Source organism: bacterium, assembly GCA_026129405.1.
GTDB lineage: Bacteria > Desulfobacterota > Binatia > DP-6 > DP-6 > JAHCID01.
The window spans coordinates 946,407-964,933 of record JAHCID010000001.1; the positions used below are offsets into that span (position 1 = coordinate 946,407).

Here is an 18,527-nt window from a genome sequence, read left to right on the forward strand (position 1 = left end):
CGCCGTGTCCGCGCGCGGCTTCGTCCTCACGCCCACCTACCGCGTGCGCGCGGGCCGGCCGGCCGTCCACCTGTGGAGCGTCCTCGAGGACGGCGAGCCGGCGCTCATCGTCGACGATCGACTGACGCCGTACTGCTTCGTCCGCACCGACGACGCGACGGCGGTGCGCGGCGCGACCGTGGTCGCGACCGGGCTCACGAGCTTCGCGGGCGCGCCCATGTCGCGCCTCGAGGTGCCGACGCCGGCCGACCTCCCGCACCTGCGCCGCCGTCTCGCCGGCGTGGGCGTCGAGTGCTTCGAGGCCGACCTCCGCTTCGCCTACCGCTTCCTCATCGACCGCGACCTGCGCGGGTCGTTCACGGTCGACGGTCCGTTCGAGACCCGCCCCGGCGTCGGCCGTGTCTACACCAACCCGACGCTCGCGCCCGCCGAGTTCCTCCCGACCCTGCGCACGCTCTCGCTCGACATCGAGACCAGCCTCGACGGCAGCCGCCTGTGGTCGATCGCGGTCGCAGGCCACGGCGGCGAGCGGGTATGGATGGTGTACGACCGTCCGGTCGCCGGCGCCGAGGTGGTCGCCGACGAGGTGGCGTGCCTCGACCGCTTCCTCGCCCACGTGCGCGCCGTCGATCCCGACGTGCTGACGGGCTGGAACGTCTGCGACTTCGACCTCACCGTGTTGCTGCGCATCGCCCATCGGCACGGCCGCACGCTGATGCTCGGCCGCGGCGACGAGGAGCTGGTGCTGCAGCGCGACCAGAGCTTCACGCGCGAGGCGCGCGCCGTGCTGGAGGGCCGCGTCGTCCTCGACGGCCTCGCGCTGCTGCGCAGCGCTTATCTGCGTCTCGACGACTACCGCCTCGAGACCGCCGCCCGCACGCTGCTCGGCAAGGGCAAGCTGCTCGGCCCCGACCACCGCGGTGCCGCGATCGCCGACGCCTACGCCACCGACCCCGCGCACCTCGCGGCGTACAATCTCGAAGACGCCCGCCTCGTCCTCGAGCTGCTTGGCCGCACGCACCTCGTCGAGCTGACGGTGCGGCGCAGCGCCATGACCGGCATGCAGCTCGACCGCGTCAGCGCGCAGATCGCCGCGGTCGACTCGCTCTACCTGCGCGCGCTGCGCAAACGCGGCCGCGTGGCGCCGTCGGTCGACGGCTCGCGCGCCGCCGACGCGGCCGGCATCACCGGCGGCCTCGTCCTCGAGTCCCGCCCCGGCCTCTACCGCAACATCCTCGTCTTCGACTTCAAGAGCCTCTACCCGAGCCTCATCCGCACCTTCGACATCGATCCGCTTACCCACGTCGCCGATCCCGCACCCGGCGCCGACCTGCGCCGCACGCCGTCGGGCGCCGCGTTCCGCTGCGACGAGCCCGGCATCCTGCCCGAGCTGGTCGCCCGTCTCTGGGAGGAACGTGCCGCCGCCCGCGCTGCCGGCGACGCGATCGGCGCCCAGGCGACGAAGATCCTCATGAACTCGCTCTTCGGCGTGCTGGGCGCGCCGGCGTCGCGCCTGTTCTCGCCCGCCGTCGCCAACGCGATCACGGTCGCCGGCCAGCATGTGATCCGCCTCGCGGCCTCGGCGGCGGAGGCCGCGGGCGCGAGCGTCGTCTACGGCGACACCGACTCGCTCTTCCTCGACGTCGGCGAGCCCGACACGGCCGCCGCCACCGCTCGCGGCACCGCGCTGCGCGCGACCATCGAAGCCGCCGTCGCGAGCAGCCTCGAGCGCGACTTCGGCGTCCGCAGCTGGCTCGAGCTGGAGTTCGAGAAGGTCTACGCCCGCTTCTTCATGCCCGAGATCCGCGGCGGCGCCACCGGCAGCAAGAAGCGCTACGCCGGCCTCACCGGCGAGAAGCTCGAGATCGTCGGCCTCGAGGCCGTGCGTCGCGATTGGAGCGAGGTCGCCCGCCACTTCCAGCGCGAGCTGCTCGGCCTGGTGCTGCGCGACCGCCCGCCGGCCGACTTCGTGCGCCGCTTCGTCGCCGACCTGCGCGCCGGCACCTTCGACGACCGCCTCACCTATCGAAAGGCGGTGCGCAAGCCTCTCGAGAGCTACACCAAGATCACGCCCGCCCACGTGAAGGCCGCCCGCAAGCGCAGCGAGGGTGACGCCGGCCGCATCGTGACCTATGTGGTGACGCGCAACGGCCCCGAGCCCGAGGGCGCGCTGACGGCGCCGCCGGACCACGATCACTACGTGACCCAGCAGCTGAAGCCGATCGCGGACGCGGTGCTGCGCTTCCTCGAGGGCCCGGACTTCGACGACCTGGCGGGGCTGCGGCGACAGCTGTCGCTATTCTGAGGACGCTACGGCCGCCGGCGACGCTCGCGAGGCCGAAGCGGCTCGCGAGCGACGCGGGGGATGCGTCGGCACACCGCCGTCCGTCCGGGTGAGCTCGGTCGTGTCGACGCGGGCGCGCGGCGGTCGGTCCGGTTCGCGTCGCAGCTATCCGACGGCGTCCTCGAGATTCATGGACAGGACCTCGCTCGGCTCCTCGGAGACGGCGTCGCCCGGCTCCACGGAGACGGCGGGCTCGTCGCGCAGCTCGGGCGCCGCCGCAGGGTCGAGGTCGGTGAGCTGGAGGCCCGAGGTGTTCGGGTCGTGCAGCCAGATCGTCGAGACGATCGCGGCGCCGGCGGCTGCCGTCGCGCCCACGCGAGCCAGGCGGGCCCACGGCAGCTCGCGTGACCATGCGACCAGGGACGGCAGGGCGACGCGGCTTTCGACCAGGACGCAGAGTGCGACGAGCGCCACGAGGTCGAGGCCGGCCAGGGCGGTGCGCACCGCCGCCGACGGCCACCAGACCCAGGCGACCTCGAGCACCGGCACCTCGGTGAACACGTGCGCGGTGTAGACGAGCAGGCTGTGTCGTCCGAGGAGCGCGAGGACCCCTGCCACCCGGCCGCCGTCGAGACGCTGCCAGGCGACCTGCGTCCAGGCGAGCACCACCTGGGTGATGGCGAGGTACCAGAGTAGAGCCCCGGGGCGCAGCGGGTTCTTCGCGAAGTCGAGCGGCAGCCGCTCGGCGACGATGGTGATCCCGAGGCTCGGGCCGTTGTAGCCGAGGAACGCCACCATGAACGCCGCGGTGCCGCCCATCGCCCAGGCGAGCGCCAGGCGCGGCCGCGCGCGCATGCTCGCGTAGACGTCGGCCGAGAGGAAGCCGGCGAAGAAGATCGGCTGCCACCAGATCACCGGGAACTCGCCGCGCGGCCAGTGCGCGCCGTCGGTGGCCACCGCGGCGACGTAGAGTCCGGCGCTCGCGAGCGCGATCGGCAGGTTGCCGAAGCGCCGCCAGACCTCGAACACGGCGGGCATGGCGCCGAGGATGAGCGCGTAGAGGAGGAGGATGCCGCCGGTCACGCCCGGCCGCTGCCACAGCACCAGGGCCACGACGTCGTCGAGCGAGAAGGGTGCGGGCGAGGTCGGATAGTAGCGCAGCGGGTCGATGAGCCGGTAGGCGAGGGCGGCGCCGATCTCGAGCGCCGCCAGCAGTGCTGCGCGGCGCCAGAGTCGCTGGTAGGCACGCCGGCGATCGGCGGGCGAGCGCCGCACCTGCGGCGCGAAGACGGTGGCGACCGTCATCCCCGCGAGGAAGACGAAGCCGCCCGCCGCGAAGCGGAACCAGTGCTTCACCGCGCTGTCGAGCGGCTCGGGGAAGCCGATGCCCGCGAACGCCAGGTGGACGAGCACGACGTCGACGAGACAGAGACCGCGCCAGACGTCGAGGCGTTGATCGCGGAAGCGGGTTGCGGTGGGGGTGGGCACGTCGTCGCGGAGCCGCCCGTCCCATCGCCACCGCCCCCGTCGCCGCTGGATCGGCTCCGGGAACGACCCTAGCGTGTCGCGCGTACCTGCGGAAGGACGAGATGTCTCAAGCGTCGAGATAGGCGTCGAAACCGCGCTGCATGCCGGAGAGCGCGGTGGCCGTCCAGCGGAACGCATGACGGATGAGCGCCTGCTGATTGGCGGATTGCACGAACGGCGCCAGCGCGGCTTCGGCGTTGGCGCCGTGCTCCTCCTCGGCCTCGACGTGGATGCGATAGAACTCGAGGGCGTCCTCCGGGATGTCGTAGCGGCCGAGGCCGCGCGCGATCATCGCCGCGCCGTTCGGTCGCCCGGGCACCTGGAGCTCGAGCCCCAGCCCGAAGCTGCCGAGTCCCTCCTCGAACGACGAGCGGCAGAAGGCTCCGAGCGCGCAGGCGGCACCGATGGTGGTCGGCAGCGGCAGGTGCGCGCGTGCCTCGTCCTCGCCGACGCCGAGCCCGCCGAGGAACTTCACGTAGAGGTCACGGTGGTCGGCCTCCTGGAGGAAGCCGAGCTCGCCGGCGAGATTGCGGGCGATGAGACGGGCGCTGTCGCGCTCGACCGTCGTCGGCGCGTGCGCCAGCCACGCGGTGAGCGCCGGGATGCCCGGCTGGACGAAGTGGTACATGTCCTTCGCCCAAGCGACGAGCTGCGGGCGCGTCAGCGTGCCCTGCAGCAGGGCCATGAAAAGCCGTCCCGGCGCGGGCTGCGTGCGTTTGAACTCGATGCACTCGTCGAGGAACTCGCGCGGGGTGGGAAGCGTCGCCGTCGCCATGGGGCCCTCTAGCGCCACCGGCCGCGCGGCGACAAGAGGTCCGGGCGCCGGCCGCGTCGCGTCGTACGCATCCCGCCGAACCACGGCCATCCGGGGACGGACGGGCGAGCGCCGCGGCGGACCCCAAGGCGGCTGCGAACGGGTTGCGCACGGACGCATCGGGGCGCTACGGAGAGCGCGATTTCGTTTTCCATGCGCCCGCTCCGCCCGCTCGTCGCCCTGCTCGTCATGGTGCTGCTCCTCGGGGCGCGCTCTGCGGCTGCGCAGTGTGGCGCGACCTCGCTCTGCGCCGCGGGCGCCGGTCCCTGCGTGGTGAACGCCAACGTGACGTTCACCGCGCCGGTGACGACCTGCGATCTCGGCGGTCGCGCGCTCACCATCGCGTCCGGCCGTCAGCTCCAGGTGAGCGGCGGCGGCGCCCTCGAGATCGTCAACGCGGCGAGCATCACGCTGGAGCAGAACGCGCGCATCCTGAACAACGGCGGCTGGCCGAGCAGCGTGACGCTGCGTGCGCTCGGCAGCATCACCCTCGCCGCCAGCAGTCGCATCGACGTCGCCTCGGGGTCCGGGGGCGGCATCATCGAGCTCGCGACGCTCGCAGGCGACGTGCTCGCCGTGGGACGTCTGGTCGCGAACAACGGGGGCGTGAGCACCGCCGACGGCGGCCAGGTGTCCATCGTCGCGGGCGGCGACGTCGATCTCGGGACGAGCGGGATCCCGAACGTGATCAACGCGTCCGCCGGCTCCGGCGACTCGGCCTACGGCGGCAGCGTCGACATCACGGCGAACGGGAGCATCACGCTGCGCAGCCCGATCGACGTGCGCGGGCAGGAAGGCGGCAGCCTCCTGCTCGACGCCGGCCTCGACGTGAAGACCACCGCCGCCGGCGACATCGACGCGACCGCGATGTCCTTCGGCGGGGCCGGCGGCATCGTCGAGGTGGCGGCCTTGCGCGACGTGGTTCTCGACGGCGACGTCGTCAGCGCGACCAACGGGACGCTCGAGTACAGCGGCTTCGGTGGCGATCTCAGCATCGTCGCCGGCGGGGCGGTCACCGTGGTCGGCAAGGTCGATCTCTCCGGCGGGACGGTGGGCGACGGCGGGGGGCTCTCCATCGAGGGCGGAACCGCCGTGACGTTGAACGGGGCCATCACCACGCGCGGGATGAGCTCGGAGGCCTCCGGCGGCGCGATCGACGTGGCCTCGGCGGGCTCTCTCACCTTCGCCGGCTCGGCCGACGCCCGCGGCGGCTACTTCGCGGGCGACGTCGACCTCCGCGGCGACGGTGCGGTCACGCTGGCCGCGACGAGCTCCATCCGCGCGGACGCGGCGTCCACCGGCATCGGCGGTCTGGTCGCCGTCACGGGCTGCACGCTGACCATGCAGGCCGGCGCGACCATCCTCGCCACCGGCGACCCGACCCTGCCGTTCCCGTCCGGCAGCATCCGGCTGCGTGCGAGCGCGGCGATGCTCATGGCCGGGAAGCTGACGGCGTCGGCCATGAACCGGATCGAGTACCGGGACGTGTTCCCCACCGTCACCGGGGCGTCGTCGCCGCAACGGATCATCATCCAGAATCCGGACCTGCCGTGCTGCGTCGGCTGCCCGGTCCCGACGACGACCACGACGCTGCCGACCACGACCACGACGACGCTCGCGTCCACCACCACGACGACCACGTCCAGCACGACCACCAGCACCACGCTGCCCGCCAGCACCACGACGACCGTCGCCCCGTCGACGACGACCACGACCACGCTGCCGCCGCCGACCACCACGACGCTCACCCCGAGCCCGACGACGTCCACCACGGCGAGCACGAGCAGCACCACGACGTCGACGACGAGTACGACGAGCACCACGGCGAGCACGAGCAGCACCACGACGCCGACGACGAGCCCGACGACGACCACCACGACGAGCACGAGCAGCACCACGACGCCGACGACGAGCCCGACGAGCACGTCGACGACCGTGAGCAGCACCACCACGACGCTCGCGCCGCCGGCGACGACCACCACGACGACCGCGCCCGTCCCGACCACGACCACCACCGCACCGCCGGTGTCGTGTCTCGACGCGCCGCTCGTCGGTTTCGACGCGGTCGGGTGCCGCCTGGACCTCGTGTCGGCGACCTTCGTCGAGACTCCGCCCCAGGAGCTGGGCGGGACGCGCGCAGTGCACAGACTCGAACGACGCGTGTCGCGCGCGCGCCGCTTCCTCGACCGGGCGCGTCAGGGTCGCAAGGTGTCGCCGAGCCTCAAGCGCGCCGTGCGCGAGCTGCGCATGCTCGCCCGTGATCTCTCGAAGGCGGAGCGGAAGGGCAGGATCACCGCCGCGGTCGCGGCGCCGCTGGTCGTGCTCGTGACCGGCGCCGAGACCGAGATCGGCTCGCTCCGCGCGACGCTGCGCTGATCCCGCGTCGCCCGGCTGCGTTCCTGCTCGCCATGGCGACCGCCTGCGGCGACGTCGCGCTTCGCCGGACGACGCGATCCCACCCGCCCTCTGGCAACGGACTTCCGAGTCGGGAGGACCAGCCTGCGACGTCGCCCGATGGTCGTAGCCGTCGTGCCCCATCGTCCCGGCCGCGGCGCAGACCTGCGCGATGGCGCAACGGCGCAGCGCACCGCCTCGTGCGGACGCCCGTGCGCGGTACGCTTTCGGGCATGCGGGTTGCTCGGGATGCGCGCGTGCGGATCGGCGCTCTGCGGGCCCTCGTGCTTTCGATCGTGGTCGTGTGCGTGGCGTTCGCGGATCCGGCTCGCGCGCAGTGCGGCGGGCAGCAGCTGTGCGCGGCGAATGCCAACCCGTGCGTGGTCTCGGGCTCCTGCGCGCTGACCAGCGGCGCCAGGTTCGATCTCGGGGGACGCGACCTGACGTTCTCCGCAGGCGCTCGCGTGACCATCCCCGGCACGACCCCGGTGGGCATCGCCATCACCAACGTGCACGACGTCGTCTTCCAGAACGACGCGCGCATCACCGCGGCGGAGTTCGACGACAGCAGCCCGGGCTTCGCCTACCGGCGCGGCCAGGAGATCGACGTCACGGCGAGCGGGCGCATCGACATGCATCCCGCGGCGCGCATCGAGGCGCCCGGAAGCCACGAGGGCGGGGACATCGAGCTGCGCGCCGGGACCTACATCGCGCTCGGCATCATCAACGTGCGGGCCTCGAACGGCCTCGGCTTCGGCGGGCAGGTCTCGGCGCTCGCCGAGACCGGATCGCTCACCGTCGCCGGCGGCATCGACGCCCGCGGCGGCAACCAGGTGAACGACTCGGGGGAGGGCAGCGGCGGCGGCGTGGCGTTCCTCGCCGCGGGCGGGGTCACCGTGGCGGCGGCCGTCCAGGCGACGGGCGGCGACTGCAGCTTCTGCTCGGTCAGCCTGATCGGCGAGTCGGGCAACGTCGCGCTCGCTGCGCCGGGCGGCAGACTGGAGGTCAACGCCACGGGCACCTACGGCGCCGGCGGCGAGATCGAGCTCCGCTCGGGCGGCAGCACCACGCTCGCAGGCCCCATCTTCGGCGCCGGCCGGGGCTCGGCGAGCCAGGAGGAAGGCGGCTCGGGGGCACTCGTCACGATCGATGCCGGCGGCGACGTCACGATCACCGCGCCGGTCGATCTGGTCGCGCATCAATCCTCGAACATCCCCGACGGCACCGGTGGGGAGCTGGCGATCGCCGCGAGCGGGCAGGTCCGCATCGGCGCTGCCGTCTCGCTCCAGGGGCCGGGCCCGTTCAGTCAGGGCGGTCGGCTCGGGGTCGACGCGGGGAGCCTTCTCGAGGTGTCGGCTGTGGTCGACGCCAGCAGCACCGCCTACGGCGGGACGATCGATCTCGACGCCACGGGCACGATCGACGTCATGCCGGCCGGCAAGCTGCGCGTGGCCGGCGGGACGACTTCGGCCGGCGGCGCCGGCGCGCTCGACCTCCAGGCGTGCATCGTGCGCATGCGGGGCACGAGCGTAGCCGTGCGCAGCGAAGCGACGAACGGCGGCTTCGCCACCGACCCGGAGCAGCCGTTCGGCAACAACGTGCTGCGCGTCGGACAGAGCTGCGAGATCGGCGGCCGGCTTCTCGCCCCCACCGGCGAGAACCGCGTGCTGCGGCGCGACGGCGTTCCCGGCTGTCAGGTCAACGGGGCCACCTTCGAGATCAACCCGCCCCTCACCTACGTGGACGACGACCTCCCCGAGCTGCCCTGCTGCGGCGCCGCCTGCCAGGCGACGACCACCACGCTGCCGCCGGGCACCACCACGACGACCACCGCGCCGCCCCCGACGACGACCTCCACCACCGCGCCGCCGATCACGACGACCACCACCACGCTGTCGCAGACCACGACGACGTCGACCACCGTGCCGCAAGGCTCGACGACGACGACGACCGCACCCCCGGGCGGCACGACGACGACCACGACCGAGCCGCCGGCCGCGACCACGACCACCACCACGTTGGGTGGCGAGCCCACGACCACGACGACGCCGGCGACGACGACCACCACCACCGCGCCGCCCGCGAGCACCACGACGACGCTGCCGCCCGACCCGTGCGACGCCCCGGTCACGAACCAGGAGGCGGCGCGCTGCGGGCTCGTCGCGCTCGACGAGGTGCTGGCGACGCACCCGGCGGACGAGCTGGGCGGCGTCCGGCTGGTGACCAGGCTCGGGAAGCTCCTCGACCGCGCCGACAGCGCGCTCGGCCAGGCGACGACGGCGAAGAAGCCGAAGCCGAAGCTGCGGCGGGCGCGGAGCCAGCTGCGGGCGTTCGAGCGCGCGGTGCGCAAGGCGGCGCGCAAGGGGAAGGTGCGGGCCGACCTCGCCGAAGTCCTGCAGGCGCTGACGTTGCGGGTGGGCGGGGCGCTCGACGGGCTGCGCTCCAGCAGCTGAGAGCTCGCTGCAACGCACGGTCAGCGGCTCCCGGTCGGGCGATCATGCACGATCGGGGCGAGATGGCGTACGTCCAAGGTCGCGGAATCACAGATGGCCGAACGGGCCCATGCGGCATGCCCGTTGCTCTCCTCCGGCCCCGATGAAGCAGCGCGTCCTCGCCTCCGCCGTGACGCTGGCCCTCGCCGGGCTCGCATCCGCCGTCCACGCCGCGCCCGACGACACCACGCTGTACCTGCGGCGTGGGGCGACGTCCTCGATCCTCCAGCTGCTGCCGACCGCGCCCACGCGGTCGAACGCGTACGAGATCGCGACCTCGGTGTCGGACCGCAACAACCTCGTGCTCGGGCCGTTCCTCGGTCTCCCCGCGGCCGGTCCGCTCAAGGTGAACGTCGGGCAGGCGCAGGTGACCGTCTTCCTCGGCAGCGGGACGCAGGGCATCTCCGGCTGCGCGGACGTGACCGTGACCCTGCTGCGCAAGACGGCCAGCGGGGAGCGTGTCGTGCTGGGCTCGGGCGCGCTGACCAACGCCTCGCTGCCGCCGAAGAACAGCAGCCCGTCGCCGCGTCTGGAGATTCCGATCGCGATCCAGGGAACGCCGGCAAGCCGCACGCTGGCCGTGGGCGACCAGCTCGGGTTCGAGGTGACGGTCCTGAACCGCTGCGGCGGCGCCAAGCAGGTCTCGCTGCGCTACGACGCCACGAGCCATCCGAGCCGGATCGTGTTCCTCGACAACTGTCCGAGCGTCGCCAACCCGGATCAGACCGACAGCGACGACGACGGCGCGGGCGACGCCTGCGACAATTGCCCCGGCGTCGCCAACGGCGGCCAGCACGACGGCGACGGCGACGGCGTCGGCGACGCCTGCGACAACTGCACCTCGGCGCCGAATCCGGACCAGGCGGACAGCGATCACGACGGGCTCGGCGACGCCTGCGACTTCTGCCCCGCCGACCCCGGCGAGGGCGCGGACCCGAGCGGCTGCCCCTGCTCGCGGCTCGACTGCAACGACGGCAACGCCTGCACGACCGACGCCTGCATCCCCGCGATCGGCTGCACCTACACCGACGCGATCTCGATCGACGGCGTCCTGTGCAAGCTCGACGCGCTACGGGCGACGGTCGTCGGTGCGCCGGCGGTCGACCTGTCGCTGCGCCTGAAGAAGCGCCGCTCGCCGCTCATGAAGGCGCTCAAGAAGTGCGACAAGTTCGCGGCGCTCACGCGCAACGAGCTGCGCCGCGGAGGCCGGAAGCTCCCGAAGCGCATCGGGCAGCTCCAGGCCGCGCTCCAGCGCTTCATCCTCGAGGTCGACCGCGCCCACCAGCGCAGCGAGGTCTCGTCGGGATTCCGCATGACGCTGCTCGCCGCCAGCGGCGAGGTCGTCGTCGCCTCGCGCCAGATCCGCTAGCGGCGTCCCGGTAGAACGCACGCGGCCGCCGGATCCGTACGGATCCGGCGGCCGGCGGCGTTCGGGACGTTCGGACGGAGGTCAGCGCACGATGACGTCGGCGTCGTAGCGCACGCCGTTGCGGGACTTCGACTTCACCGACGTCTTGGTGATGTCGAGCGTGCTGCCGTTGCCGCCGCTCGCGAACAGGTGCACCGAGCCGTCGCCGCTGCTGCGGATCTGGCTGCCGCGGATCGAGGCGTAGCCCGGACCCGCCTTGCCGGCGCTGCGGCTGGTGCGCGTGCTGCGGTGCGAGCCCATGAGGACGTCGCGGCCGTTGAGCGTCGAGTCCGTCACCTGGAGGTCGCCGCCCGCGGTGACGCGCAGCGAGCCGCTGCCGGCGACCAGGCGCGAGCCCTTGCCGATGCGCACGTTGCCGCCGGTGAGGTCGCCGGTGGTGACCTCGACCATGCCCCCGGCGCCCAGCTGGCAGCCGTCGCCGACCGTCACGTCGCCCTCCTGCGAGGCGATCGACACCATCGCGAACGAGCCGCTCTTGCTGCGCAGGTTGCAGCGGCCGCCGACCGTCACGTCCTGCATGCCGACCACCTGGAGGATGCTGTCCGTCGTGAAGCGAACCCCGTCGCCGATGCGTACGGACCCGCCGCTCGACACGAGGAAGATGACGCCGCCGGAGCCCGAGGCGGAGAGGTCGCCGTTGACGATGATGTTGCCGGACGCCTTGACGATCAGCGCCCGCTTCTTGGAAACGAACTTTCCAGGGAACACGACACTCACCGGGCCGAGCGGGGGCTTGTAGTTGGCCTCGGCCCTGTCGGTCGAGAACTGGCCGTCGTTGGCCAGCGCCTTGCCGATCCGAACGTCGCCTTCCGAGAAGACACCGTTGTTGTCGAGATCGGCGAAGGGCTCCTCCGCCGCATGTGCCGCACTGATGCCGAGCCCCAGAGCCAATCCGATCGTGAGCGTCTTCCACGTCCTGCGCATTCGAGTTCTCCTCCGTCGATGAAGTGTTGCGAGCGCCGGAGGGGCCCAGTCCAAGACGCGTGCCATTGCGGAGGCTGCGGATTTCCCGCGTGCGACGCACGTTTGCGCGCCGGCGCACAGGCACCTGCCGTGAGCCCTGCGCGTGGCGGCGGACAAATCTGTCGGGCGCCATCATTCGGGCGACGCTTCCCTCCCCGCCCGGTGCCGCGACGCCCTGCGGGTTGCCGTGCGCTGTTCCGTGGAACACGACGCGCGTATGGTGAGCGGCGGTTGCCCGGGGGCAAAGAGGAGAGCCATGGCGAAGCATACGGTGGTGCTGATCGCGGGTGACGGGATCGGTCCGGAGGTCACGAAGGCCACGCGGCGCGTCCTCGACGCGGCCGGGTTCGACGCCGGCTGGATCGAGGTCCCGGCCGGCGCCACGGCCGTCGAGCAGGGACACGCCGACGTCCTGCCGGACGAGACGCTCACGGCGATCCGCACCCACAAGGTGGCGCTGAAGGGGCCGGTGACCACGCCGGTGGGCAAGGGATTCCGCAGCGTCAACGTCCAGCTCCGCCAGAAGCTCGACCTGTATGCCGCCGTGCGCCCGGTCCGGAACCTGCCCGGCGTGGCGTCACGCTACGACGGCGTCGACCTCGTGATCGTGCGCGAGAACACCGAGGGCCTCTACAGCGGCATCGAGAACGAGGTGATCCCGGGGGTGGTCACGTCGCTCAAGGTCGCCAGCGAGAAGGGTTGCACGCGCATCGCGCGCTTCGCGTTCCGCTATGCCACCCGCCGCCACCGCGCGAAGATCACGGTGTTCCACAAGGCGAACATCATGAAGCTGACGGACGGCCTCTTCCTCAACTGCGCGCGCACGATCTACGAGGAGGAGTACCCGAACATCGCCTACGAGGAGACGATCATCGACGCCGGCTGCATGAAGCTCGTGCAGGATCCGACGCGCTTCGACGTCCTCCTCATGGAGAACCTCTACGGCGATCTCGTGAGCGACCTCTGCGCCGGTCTGGTCGGCGGTCTCGGCGTGGTGCCGGGCGCCAACATCGGCGAGGACGCGGCGGTCTTCGAGGCCGTGCACGGCTCGGCGCCCGACATCGCCGGGCAGGACGTCGCCAATCCGCTGGCCTGTCTCATGAGCGGCGTGATGATGCTGAACCACCTCCACGAGGAGGCCATCGCCGAGCGCATCAAGAGCGCCTACAATGCCGTGCTCGAGGACGGCCGTGTGCGCACGCGCGACCTCGGCGGCAGCGCGACGTGCACCGCCTTCACGGACGCCGTGATCGCCAAGCTCTGACCGGGGCCGTCACTCCGGGATGCGCAGCACCTGACCCGGATAGATCTTGTCCGGGTCCTTCAGCATCGGGCGGTTCGCCTCGAAGATCTTCTGGTAGCGGTTGGCGTCGCCGTAGACGGTCTTCGAGATCTTCGAGAGCGTGTCGCCCTTCTGCACGGTGACGTAGCGGGCTTCGGGCGCGGCGGCGGTGACCTCGAGCCGGTCGTCGACGCGCGCGATGCCGGCCGTGTTGCCGATCGCGAGCACGATCTTCTCGCGTACCTCCTGGCTGGCGACCCGGCCCTTCACCACGGCGGTGTCGCCGGCGACCTTGATCTTGAGGTCGTCCGCGGCGAGGCCGAGGCCGCGCACGTGCGCCTCGAGGGCGGTGGCGCGCTTCGAGAGCACGGCCTCGTCGGGCGGCGGAGCCGCCGCCGTCGCCTCGCCGCCGAAGAGCTTCTCGCCGGCGCTCATCACGAAGTCGATCAATCCCATCGTGGCCTCCCGTGTCGATCGAGTGCCTGGACGGCGACGTCGCTCCCCAGCAGCGTGGGAAAGCGACCGATGTTCGGGTACCGGAGTCGCCCAGTTCGCCGGCTCAGGTCAATGCCCCCTCGCCCCCCGCACATCGCTCTCCGGCTCCTCGTCGCCGCGCTGGCGGCGGGCGCGGCGCTCGGCGCGGCGTCGACCCCCGGCCTCGTCCTGGCGGCGGCGAGTGGGCCGGCGCTGGCGTGGACGCTCGTCGTACTGCTCGCGGCGGGGCGGCGGCGCCCCCCATGGGACGTCGTCGCCGCGACGCTTCTCGGCGGCGCCGTGCTGGCCGCGTCGCTGGCCGCGGGCGCGAACGAGGTCGCGCTCGCCCGGGGGGCGCTCGGCGCGGGACGCGTGCCGATCCTCGTCGGGCCGCTCGTCGAGGAGACCGCGAAGGGGCTCGTCCTCGCGCTCGTCGTCGCGCTGCGCCGCGAGGCGTTCGATGGGCCGCGCGCCGGCCTCGTCTGGGGCGCGCTCGTCGGCCTCGGATTCACCTGGCACGAGAACCTCCAGTACCTCGCACTGGCGGCGCTCCAGGGCGGATGGCCGGGCCTGGAGCAGGGCATCGCCGTGCGCGGCCTCGTCGGCGGGCCGGTGCATGCGGTGTTCGCGGCCGCGACCGGGGTCGGGCTCGGCTGGGCGCTCGCGGCGCCGGCGGGTTCCGTCGCGCGGATCGCGGTTGGGGCCGTCGGGATCGCCGCCGCGGTCGGGCAGCACGTCGCCTGGAACGCCGTCGGCTCGGTCCTCGTCATGCAGGCGCTCTGCGGCCCGGGGTTTCCGGCCCTCGGCTGCGCGCGGCCGCCGCGCCGATGGCCGCCCCCCGCGGTCTTGCTCGTGACGCTCGCATTCACGGCGCCGGGTGCAGGGCTCGCGTGGCTGGCGTCACGACGCGGGCCGCGCGATTCGTGAGCCCGACGGCTCCGTGGTAGCACGCAGGCATGTTCGGCTTGCGGCGCCGGCGTCGCGCGCGGCTGCGGGCGACCCCGGTGCCCGACGCGTGGCGCGAGATCATCGCGCGTAACGTCGCCATCCATCGGCGGCTGTCGGCGGAGGATCAGCGCGAGCTGCTGGGGCACGTGCAGGTATTCCTGGCCGAGAAGCGGTTCGAGGGCTGCGGCGGGCTCGAGCTGAGCGACGAGATCCGGGTCACCATCGCCGCGCAGGCGTGCGTTCTGCTCCTGCACCGGGAGACCGACTACTATCCCGAGTGCTCCAGCATCCTCGTCTATCCCCACGCGTACGTCGCGCCCGTACTGGAGCTGGGGCCCGACGGCATCGTGCACGAGGGAGCCAGTGCCCGGCTGGGCGAATCCTGGGTGCGCGGCGTCGTCGTGCTGTCGTGGGACGACGTTCTCGCCGGCGCCGCCGACGTGCACGACGGCCACAACGTCGTGCTGCACGAGTTCGCGCACCAGCTCGACCAGGAGGACGGCGCCGGTGACGGCGCACCGCCGCTGCCGCGCCGGAGCATGTACGTCGCCTGGGCGCGCGTCCTCTCGGCCGAGTACGACGCCCTGCGCGCCGACGCGGCCGCCGGGCGCGTGTCGGTCCTCGACCACTACGGGGCGACGAATCCCGCCGAGTTCTTCGCGGTGGCGTCGGAATGCTTCTTCGAGAAGTCGCGCCAGCTGCGGGCCAAGCATCCCGAGCTGTACGAAGAGCTGCGCGTGTTCTACGCCCAGGACCCGGCGGCGTTCGCCGGCGCGGATTGACCCCCGGGACGGTGCGGCGCCGCGCGCCGTACGCGGCCGTGCGACGGGCCGGATCGGCGGATCGCCGACTTGGACGCCGGCCGGCACGGCGATGACGCTGCGGCACGGAATCGACGCCCATAGGCCGGCGGCGCGCCCGCTGGTGGCGTGCGCGGGCTCCGCGGCGGCGACGGCGACAGGTGATGTCGCTCGGCCGGGACGGGGTAGCCCGTCGCACCTCCTCCACGCGGCACCGCATGAGAGGCGCGAAAGGAGCCGGAAGCACGATGGGTTGGATCGGCACCCGATCGCCTGCTGCGGCAGACGCCGGCCCCGGATGCAGGGGAGGCCATGTCCGCGCCGGCATGGGCGCTGCACCTGCGAGCGGCCACACCACACACCCCGGCGACGAGGCCGGGTCCCAAGGACGGGTCGCTGCCCTCCGTTCCCGTCCTCCGGCCTCGTCGCCCGCCCCCGGCATGACCTCCGCAGAGCCCCAGTACGCCGCCGAGCTGCTTCGCGAGACGATGGCCGCCCTCGGTCGCGGCGACGCCCGCGCCGCCGTCGACGGCGTGGTCTCGGCGCTTGGGGTGCTGGCCGACGGCGATGCCGCCGGCCTCGGCCTCCGGGTCGGCGGGTGCCACGTCCTGGCGAGCACCTGGGGAGCCTGTCCGCTGCCGTGCGGGCTGCGCGCAAGCGATCTGCTCACCCGACTGGAAGGCCTCGCCGGCACGTCGTGCACCTGGCCGGTCTCGACGGCCAGCGGGCCGGTGGGCTGGCTGTGGGTCGGCCGCCGCCGCGGGCGGCGTTTCAGCCTGCGTGAAGTGGAGCTGGTCCACACGCTGGCCGACCTTACGGCGCTGCGCTTCGGGCGCGCTCGCGGGCCGGCCCCGGACGCCGGCGCGACGCGCCCGGTGCCCGCGATCCGTTTGGCGGCGCCCGCCGACGCGCCGTCCCCCGTGCCCGCCGCGTCGCCGGGCGCGGAGCCCGGTCGTCTCGTCGTCCCCACGTTTCCGCCCGCGCTCGCGCGCATCGTGGCCGCCACCGACGACGAGCGGGGAGACCTCGCGGCGCTCGCGGACGCCGTCACGCTCGATCCGCTCCTACCTCCCCACCTCCTGCGCGCGGCCAACGCGCCGGCGCTGGGACGGCGGCGGGCCGTCGGCTCGATCACCGAAGCGCTGGGCCTGCTCGGCATGCGCGGCGTGCGCAATCTCGCCGTCGGGCAGTTCGCCCGGACGCTGTTCGCTCGCTGGGAGCCGGTGGATCAGATGCTCTGGGAGCAGGCGCTCGGCACCGCCGCGGGGACGCAGATGGTGCTCGAGCGGGCCGGCCACGGCGGCGGCGAGGACGGCTATCTCTGCGGCCTCCTGCACAACATGGCGACGGTCGCGCTCCAGAGCGCGGAGCCCGAGCGCTATCGCCGGGTCGTGGGCCGGGTCGTCGCCGGCACGACGGATTGGGACGACGCGGAGCGCGCCATCTTCGGACAGCCCGCGCTCGCCCGCCTGCCCGAGCTCCTCGACGAGTGGGGCCTGCCCGCCGGTATCGCGCAGGTCCTCTGCGCCTGCGCGCAGGGCCGGGCGCACGGTCCGCTCGGCGCCGCGCTCGCCTGGGCGCGATGGAGCGGCCTGCGCGCGAGCGGCGAGTGGCAACGTCTGCTCGGCGGCGATCCCGAGCCGGTCTGGCTGAGCGAGGCGGTCGCGCGTGCGACGCCGCCGGGGAGCGCCGAGACGCTCGTCGCGCTCGAGGCGCAGATCGCCGAACGCTGCCGCGCGCTGCGTCGCCTGATGGACTGATCGGCTTGCGCTCGCCGGGGCCCGCCGGCATGGAGGGGCGATGCGGACCGGGTGGGGGCGGACGGGATTCGCGTTGCTGGGCGCCATCGCCGCACACGCCGCGCCGGCATGGGCGGGTGCACCCTCGTATCGGGCCGTCTTCAAGGCGGCACGCGCCGTCGTGGACGGCGGGGCGCCGAGCGCCGCCGTGGAGATCGTCACGCCCGCGCAGCGGGAGAACATCCTGCACGGCTACGCGAACGTGCCGAAGGCCGAGCGGCTGAAGGTCGGCGCCCAGGTCCGTCTCGCGGACGTCACCCAGGTCGTGACCGGGTCCGTCGTCCTCGCGCTGGTGGGCGACGGCGTGCTCGCGCTCGGCGACACCGTCGAGCGCTGGGTCCCCGGCCTCCTCGGACCGGGCGCGGTGGTCACCGTCGGCCAGCTGCTCCAGCAGACGAGCGGCATCCCGGACTACACGGCGACCGACGCCTTCGCGGCCGACGTCAGGGCCGATCCGCTCGCCGACGTGCCGCCGCAGCAGCTGACGGGCTACGTCGCCCAGCTGCCGCTGCTGTTCCCCCCGGGCAGCGCGTTCGGCTACTCGCGCACCGACGCCATCGTGCTCGGGCTCATCGTCGAGGCGGCGACCGGCATGTCGCTCGAGGCGGTGATCGCGGCCCGCGTCGCCGCGCCGCTCGACCTCGAGCGGACCGCGCTGCCGGCGAGCAACGAGCTGCCGGCGCCGCGCACCGAGGGCTATCACTTCAAGCGCACCGAGTACGGACCGATCCGCAAGGTGACGGACGCGATCTCGCCGTCGTGGACCTGGGCGGCGGCGGGCATGATCTCGACGCCGGTCGAGGTGGGACGTGTGCTGCGCGCACGCATGGCGGGACGCCTGTTCCCCGACGCCCTCGTCGAGCAGAGCCTCGCGAGCCTCGTGCGCGGCGACGGCTTTCCGCCCGGGCCGGGTACGAGCCGCTCCGGGCTCGGCATCTTCGCGTATCGCCTGCCGTGCGGGCTCGTGTACGGCTACACGGGACGCATCCCGGGCTGGCGCACGTTCGCGGTGGCGAACCGCCAGGGTACGCGCTCCGCCACGGTCGTCGTCAACGTCGACAACGGCAGGAAGCACGTCGCCAACCTGGCGCGCCGCCTTCAGCAGAAGGCGGCCTGCCGCGCGCTGCGTTTCGAGTGAGCGCCACACGCTTCCGCGGCGCCGGGTCCGGGCGGGCGCGACGCGCCGGTCGTAGGCGCGGGTAGCGCGCCGAAGCGGGATGCGCGCGGCCGGGAGAGCCGTCGCCGCGCGCGGGAGCGGAAGCCGCGCGCGCGGCCGGGGGACGGCTCCCCCGGCCGCGCGCCCACGGTCACTCGAGGAAGG

13 protein-coding genes are annotated in these 18,527 nt (G+C 73.2%); 9 read left to right on the forward strand and 4 right to left on the reverse strand.

Annotation, left to right across the window (positions count from 1 at the left end; all coding sequences use genetic code 11):
• The first annotated feature begins 4 nt into the window (after positions 1-4).
• On the forward strand, positions 5-2,305 hold the full coding sequence (locus KIT14_04295) for a DNA polymerase II (GenBank protein MCW5889752.1): 2,301 nt from the start codon (positions 5-7) through the stop codon (positions 2,303-2,305).
• 144 nt (positions 2,306-2,449) lie between these two features.
• On the opposite strand, the gene opgC is transcribed toward KIT14_04295, so the two are convergent.
• Positions 2,450-3,772, reverse strand: a complete 1,323-nt coding sequence (gene opgC, locus KIT14_04300) for an OpgC domain-containing protein (GenBank protein ID MCW5889753.1) — start codon at positions 3,770-3,772, stop codon at positions 2,450-2,452.
• A 106-nt stretch (positions 3,773-3,878) separates the two neighbouring features.
• The gene (locus KIT14_04305; protein MCW5889754.1) at positions 3,879-4,586 is read right to left on the reverse strand and encodes an iron-containing redox enzyme family protein; all 708 of its coding nucleotides are present in this window, start codon (positions 4,584-4,586) and stop codon (positions 3,879-3,881) included.
• Positions 4,587-4,778: 192 nt separating this feature from the next.
• Between KIT14_04305 and KIT14_04310 the strand changes: the two genes are divergently transcribed.
• From KIT14_04310 to KIT14_04320, 3 genes are all read left to right on the forward strand, one after another.
• Positions 4,779-7,001, forward strand: coding sequence for a hypothetical protein (locus KIT14_04310; GenBank protein ID MCW5889755.1), 2,223 nt, complete (start codon positions 4,779-4,781; stop codon positions 6,999-7,001).
• 275 nt (positions 7,002-7,276) lie between these two features.
• Entirely contained in the window at positions 7,277-9,472 is a 2,196-nt protein-coding gene (locus KIT14_04315; GenBank protein MCW5889756.1) for a hypothetical protein, read from the forward strand.
• A 109-nt stretch (positions 9,473-9,581) separates the two neighbouring features.
• Positions 9,582-10,880 (forward strand): thrombospondin type 3 repeat-containing protein, encoded by a 1,299-nt coding sequence (locus KIT14_04320; GenBank protein MCW5889757.1) that lies wholly within the window; start codon positions 9,582-9,584, stop codon positions 10,878-10,880.
• 81 nt (positions 10,881-10,961) lie between these two features.
• On the opposite strand, the gene KIT14_04325 is transcribed toward KIT14_04320, so the two are convergent.
• Positions 10,962-11,864 carry a hypothetical protein gene (locus tag KIT14_04325; GenBank protein ID MCW5889758.1) on the reverse strand — a complete coding sequence of 301 codons (903 nt, stop codon included), beginning with the start codon at positions 11,862-11,864 and terminating at the stop codon, positions 10,962-10,964.
• A 295-nt stretch (positions 11,865-12,159) separates the two neighbouring features.
• Between KIT14_04325 and KIT14_04330 the strand changes: the two genes are divergently transcribed.
• A complete protein-coding gene (locus KIT14_04330) occupies positions 12,160-13,167 on the forward strand; it encodes an isocitrate/isopropylmalate dehydrogenase family protein (protein ID MCW5889759.1) in 1,008 nt (335 codons plus the stop codon).
• 9 nt (positions 13,168-13,176) lie between these two features.
• On the opposite strand, the gene lysM is transcribed toward KIT14_04330, so the two are convergent.
• Entirely contained in the window at positions 13,177-13,641 is a 465-nt protein-coding gene (gene lysM, locus KIT14_04335; protein MCW5889760.1) for a peptidoglycan-binding protein LysM, read from the reverse strand.
• 111 nt (positions 13,642-13,752) lie between these two features.
• On the opposite strand from lysM, the gene KIT14_04340 reads away from it, so the two are divergent.
• From KIT14_04340 to KIT14_04355, 4 genes are all read left to right on the forward strand, one after another.
• On the forward strand, positions 13,753-14,586 hold the full coding sequence (locus KIT14_04340) for a PrsW family intramembrane metalloprotease (GenBank protein ID MCW5889761.1): 834 nt from the start codon (positions 13,753-13,755) through the stop codon (positions 14,584-14,586).
• Positions 14,587-14,615: 29 nt separating this feature from the next.
• Positions 14,616-15,389, forward strand: coding sequence for a zinc-dependent peptidase (locus tag KIT14_04345; GenBank protein ID MCW5889762.1), 774 nt, complete (start codon positions 14,616-14,618; stop codon positions 15,387-15,389).
• Between the two features lie 458 nt (positions 15,390-15,847).
• Positions 15,848-17,167 (forward strand): HDOD domain-containing protein, encoded by a 1,320-nt coding sequence (locus KIT14_04350; protein MCW5889763.1) that lies wholly within the window; start codon positions 15,848-15,850, stop codon positions 17,165-17,167.
• 40 nt (positions 17,168-17,207) lie between these two features.
• Positions 17,208-18,344, forward strand: coding sequence for a beta-lactamase family protein (locus tag KIT14_04355; GenBank protein MCW5889764.1), 1,137 nt, complete (start codon positions 17,208-17,210; stop codon positions 18,342-18,344).
• The last annotated feature ends 183 nt before the right edge of the window (positions 18,345-18,527 follow it).

What these genes read in the sequence shown, in the direction of transcription:
- KIT14_04305 (MCW5889754.1), bottom strand. Translation starts at nt 4,586, where the DNA reads ATGGCGACGGCGACGCTTCCCACCCCGCGCGAGTTCCTCGACGAGTGC.
- KIT14_04310 (MCW5889755.1), top strand. Translation starts at nt 4,779, where the DNA reads ATGCGCCCGCTCCGCCCGCTCGTCGCCCTGCTCGTCATGGTGCTGCTC.
- KIT14_04320 (MCW5889757.1), top strand. Translation starts at nt 9,582, where the DNA reads ATGCGGCATGCCCGTTGCTCTCCTCCGGCCCCGATGAAGCAGCGCGTC.
- KIT14_04325 (MCW5889758.1), bottom strand. Translation starts at nt 11,864, where the DNA reads ATGCGCAGGACGTGGAAGACGCTCACGATCGGATTGGCTCTGGGGCTC.
- KIT14_04330 (MCW5889759.1), top strand. Translation starts at nt 12,160, where the DNA reads ATGGCGAAGCATACGGTGGTGCTGATCGCGGGTGACGGGATCGGTCCG.
- lysM (MCW5889760.1), bottom strand. Translation starts at nt 13,641, where the DNA reads ATGGGATTGATCGACTTCGTGATGAGCGCCGGCGAGAAGCTCTTCGGC.
- KIT14_04340 (MCW5889761.1), top strand. Translation starts at nt 13,753, where the DNA reads ATGCCCCCTCGCCCCCCGCACATCGCTCTCCGGCTCCTCGTCGCCGCG.
- KIT14_04345 (MCW5889762.1), top strand. Translation starts at nt 14,616, where the DNA reads ATGTTCGGCTTGCGGCGCCGGCGTCGCGCGCGGCTGCGGGCGACCCCG.
- KIT14_04350 (MCW5889763.1), top strand. Translation starts at nt 15,848, where the DNA reads ATGACCTCCGCAGAGCCCCAGTACGCCGCCGAGCTGCTTCGCGAGACG.
- KIT14_04355 (MCW5889764.1), top strand. Translation starts at nt 17,208, where the DNA reads ATGCGGACCGGGTGGGGGCGGACGGGATTCGCGTTGCTGGGCGCCATC.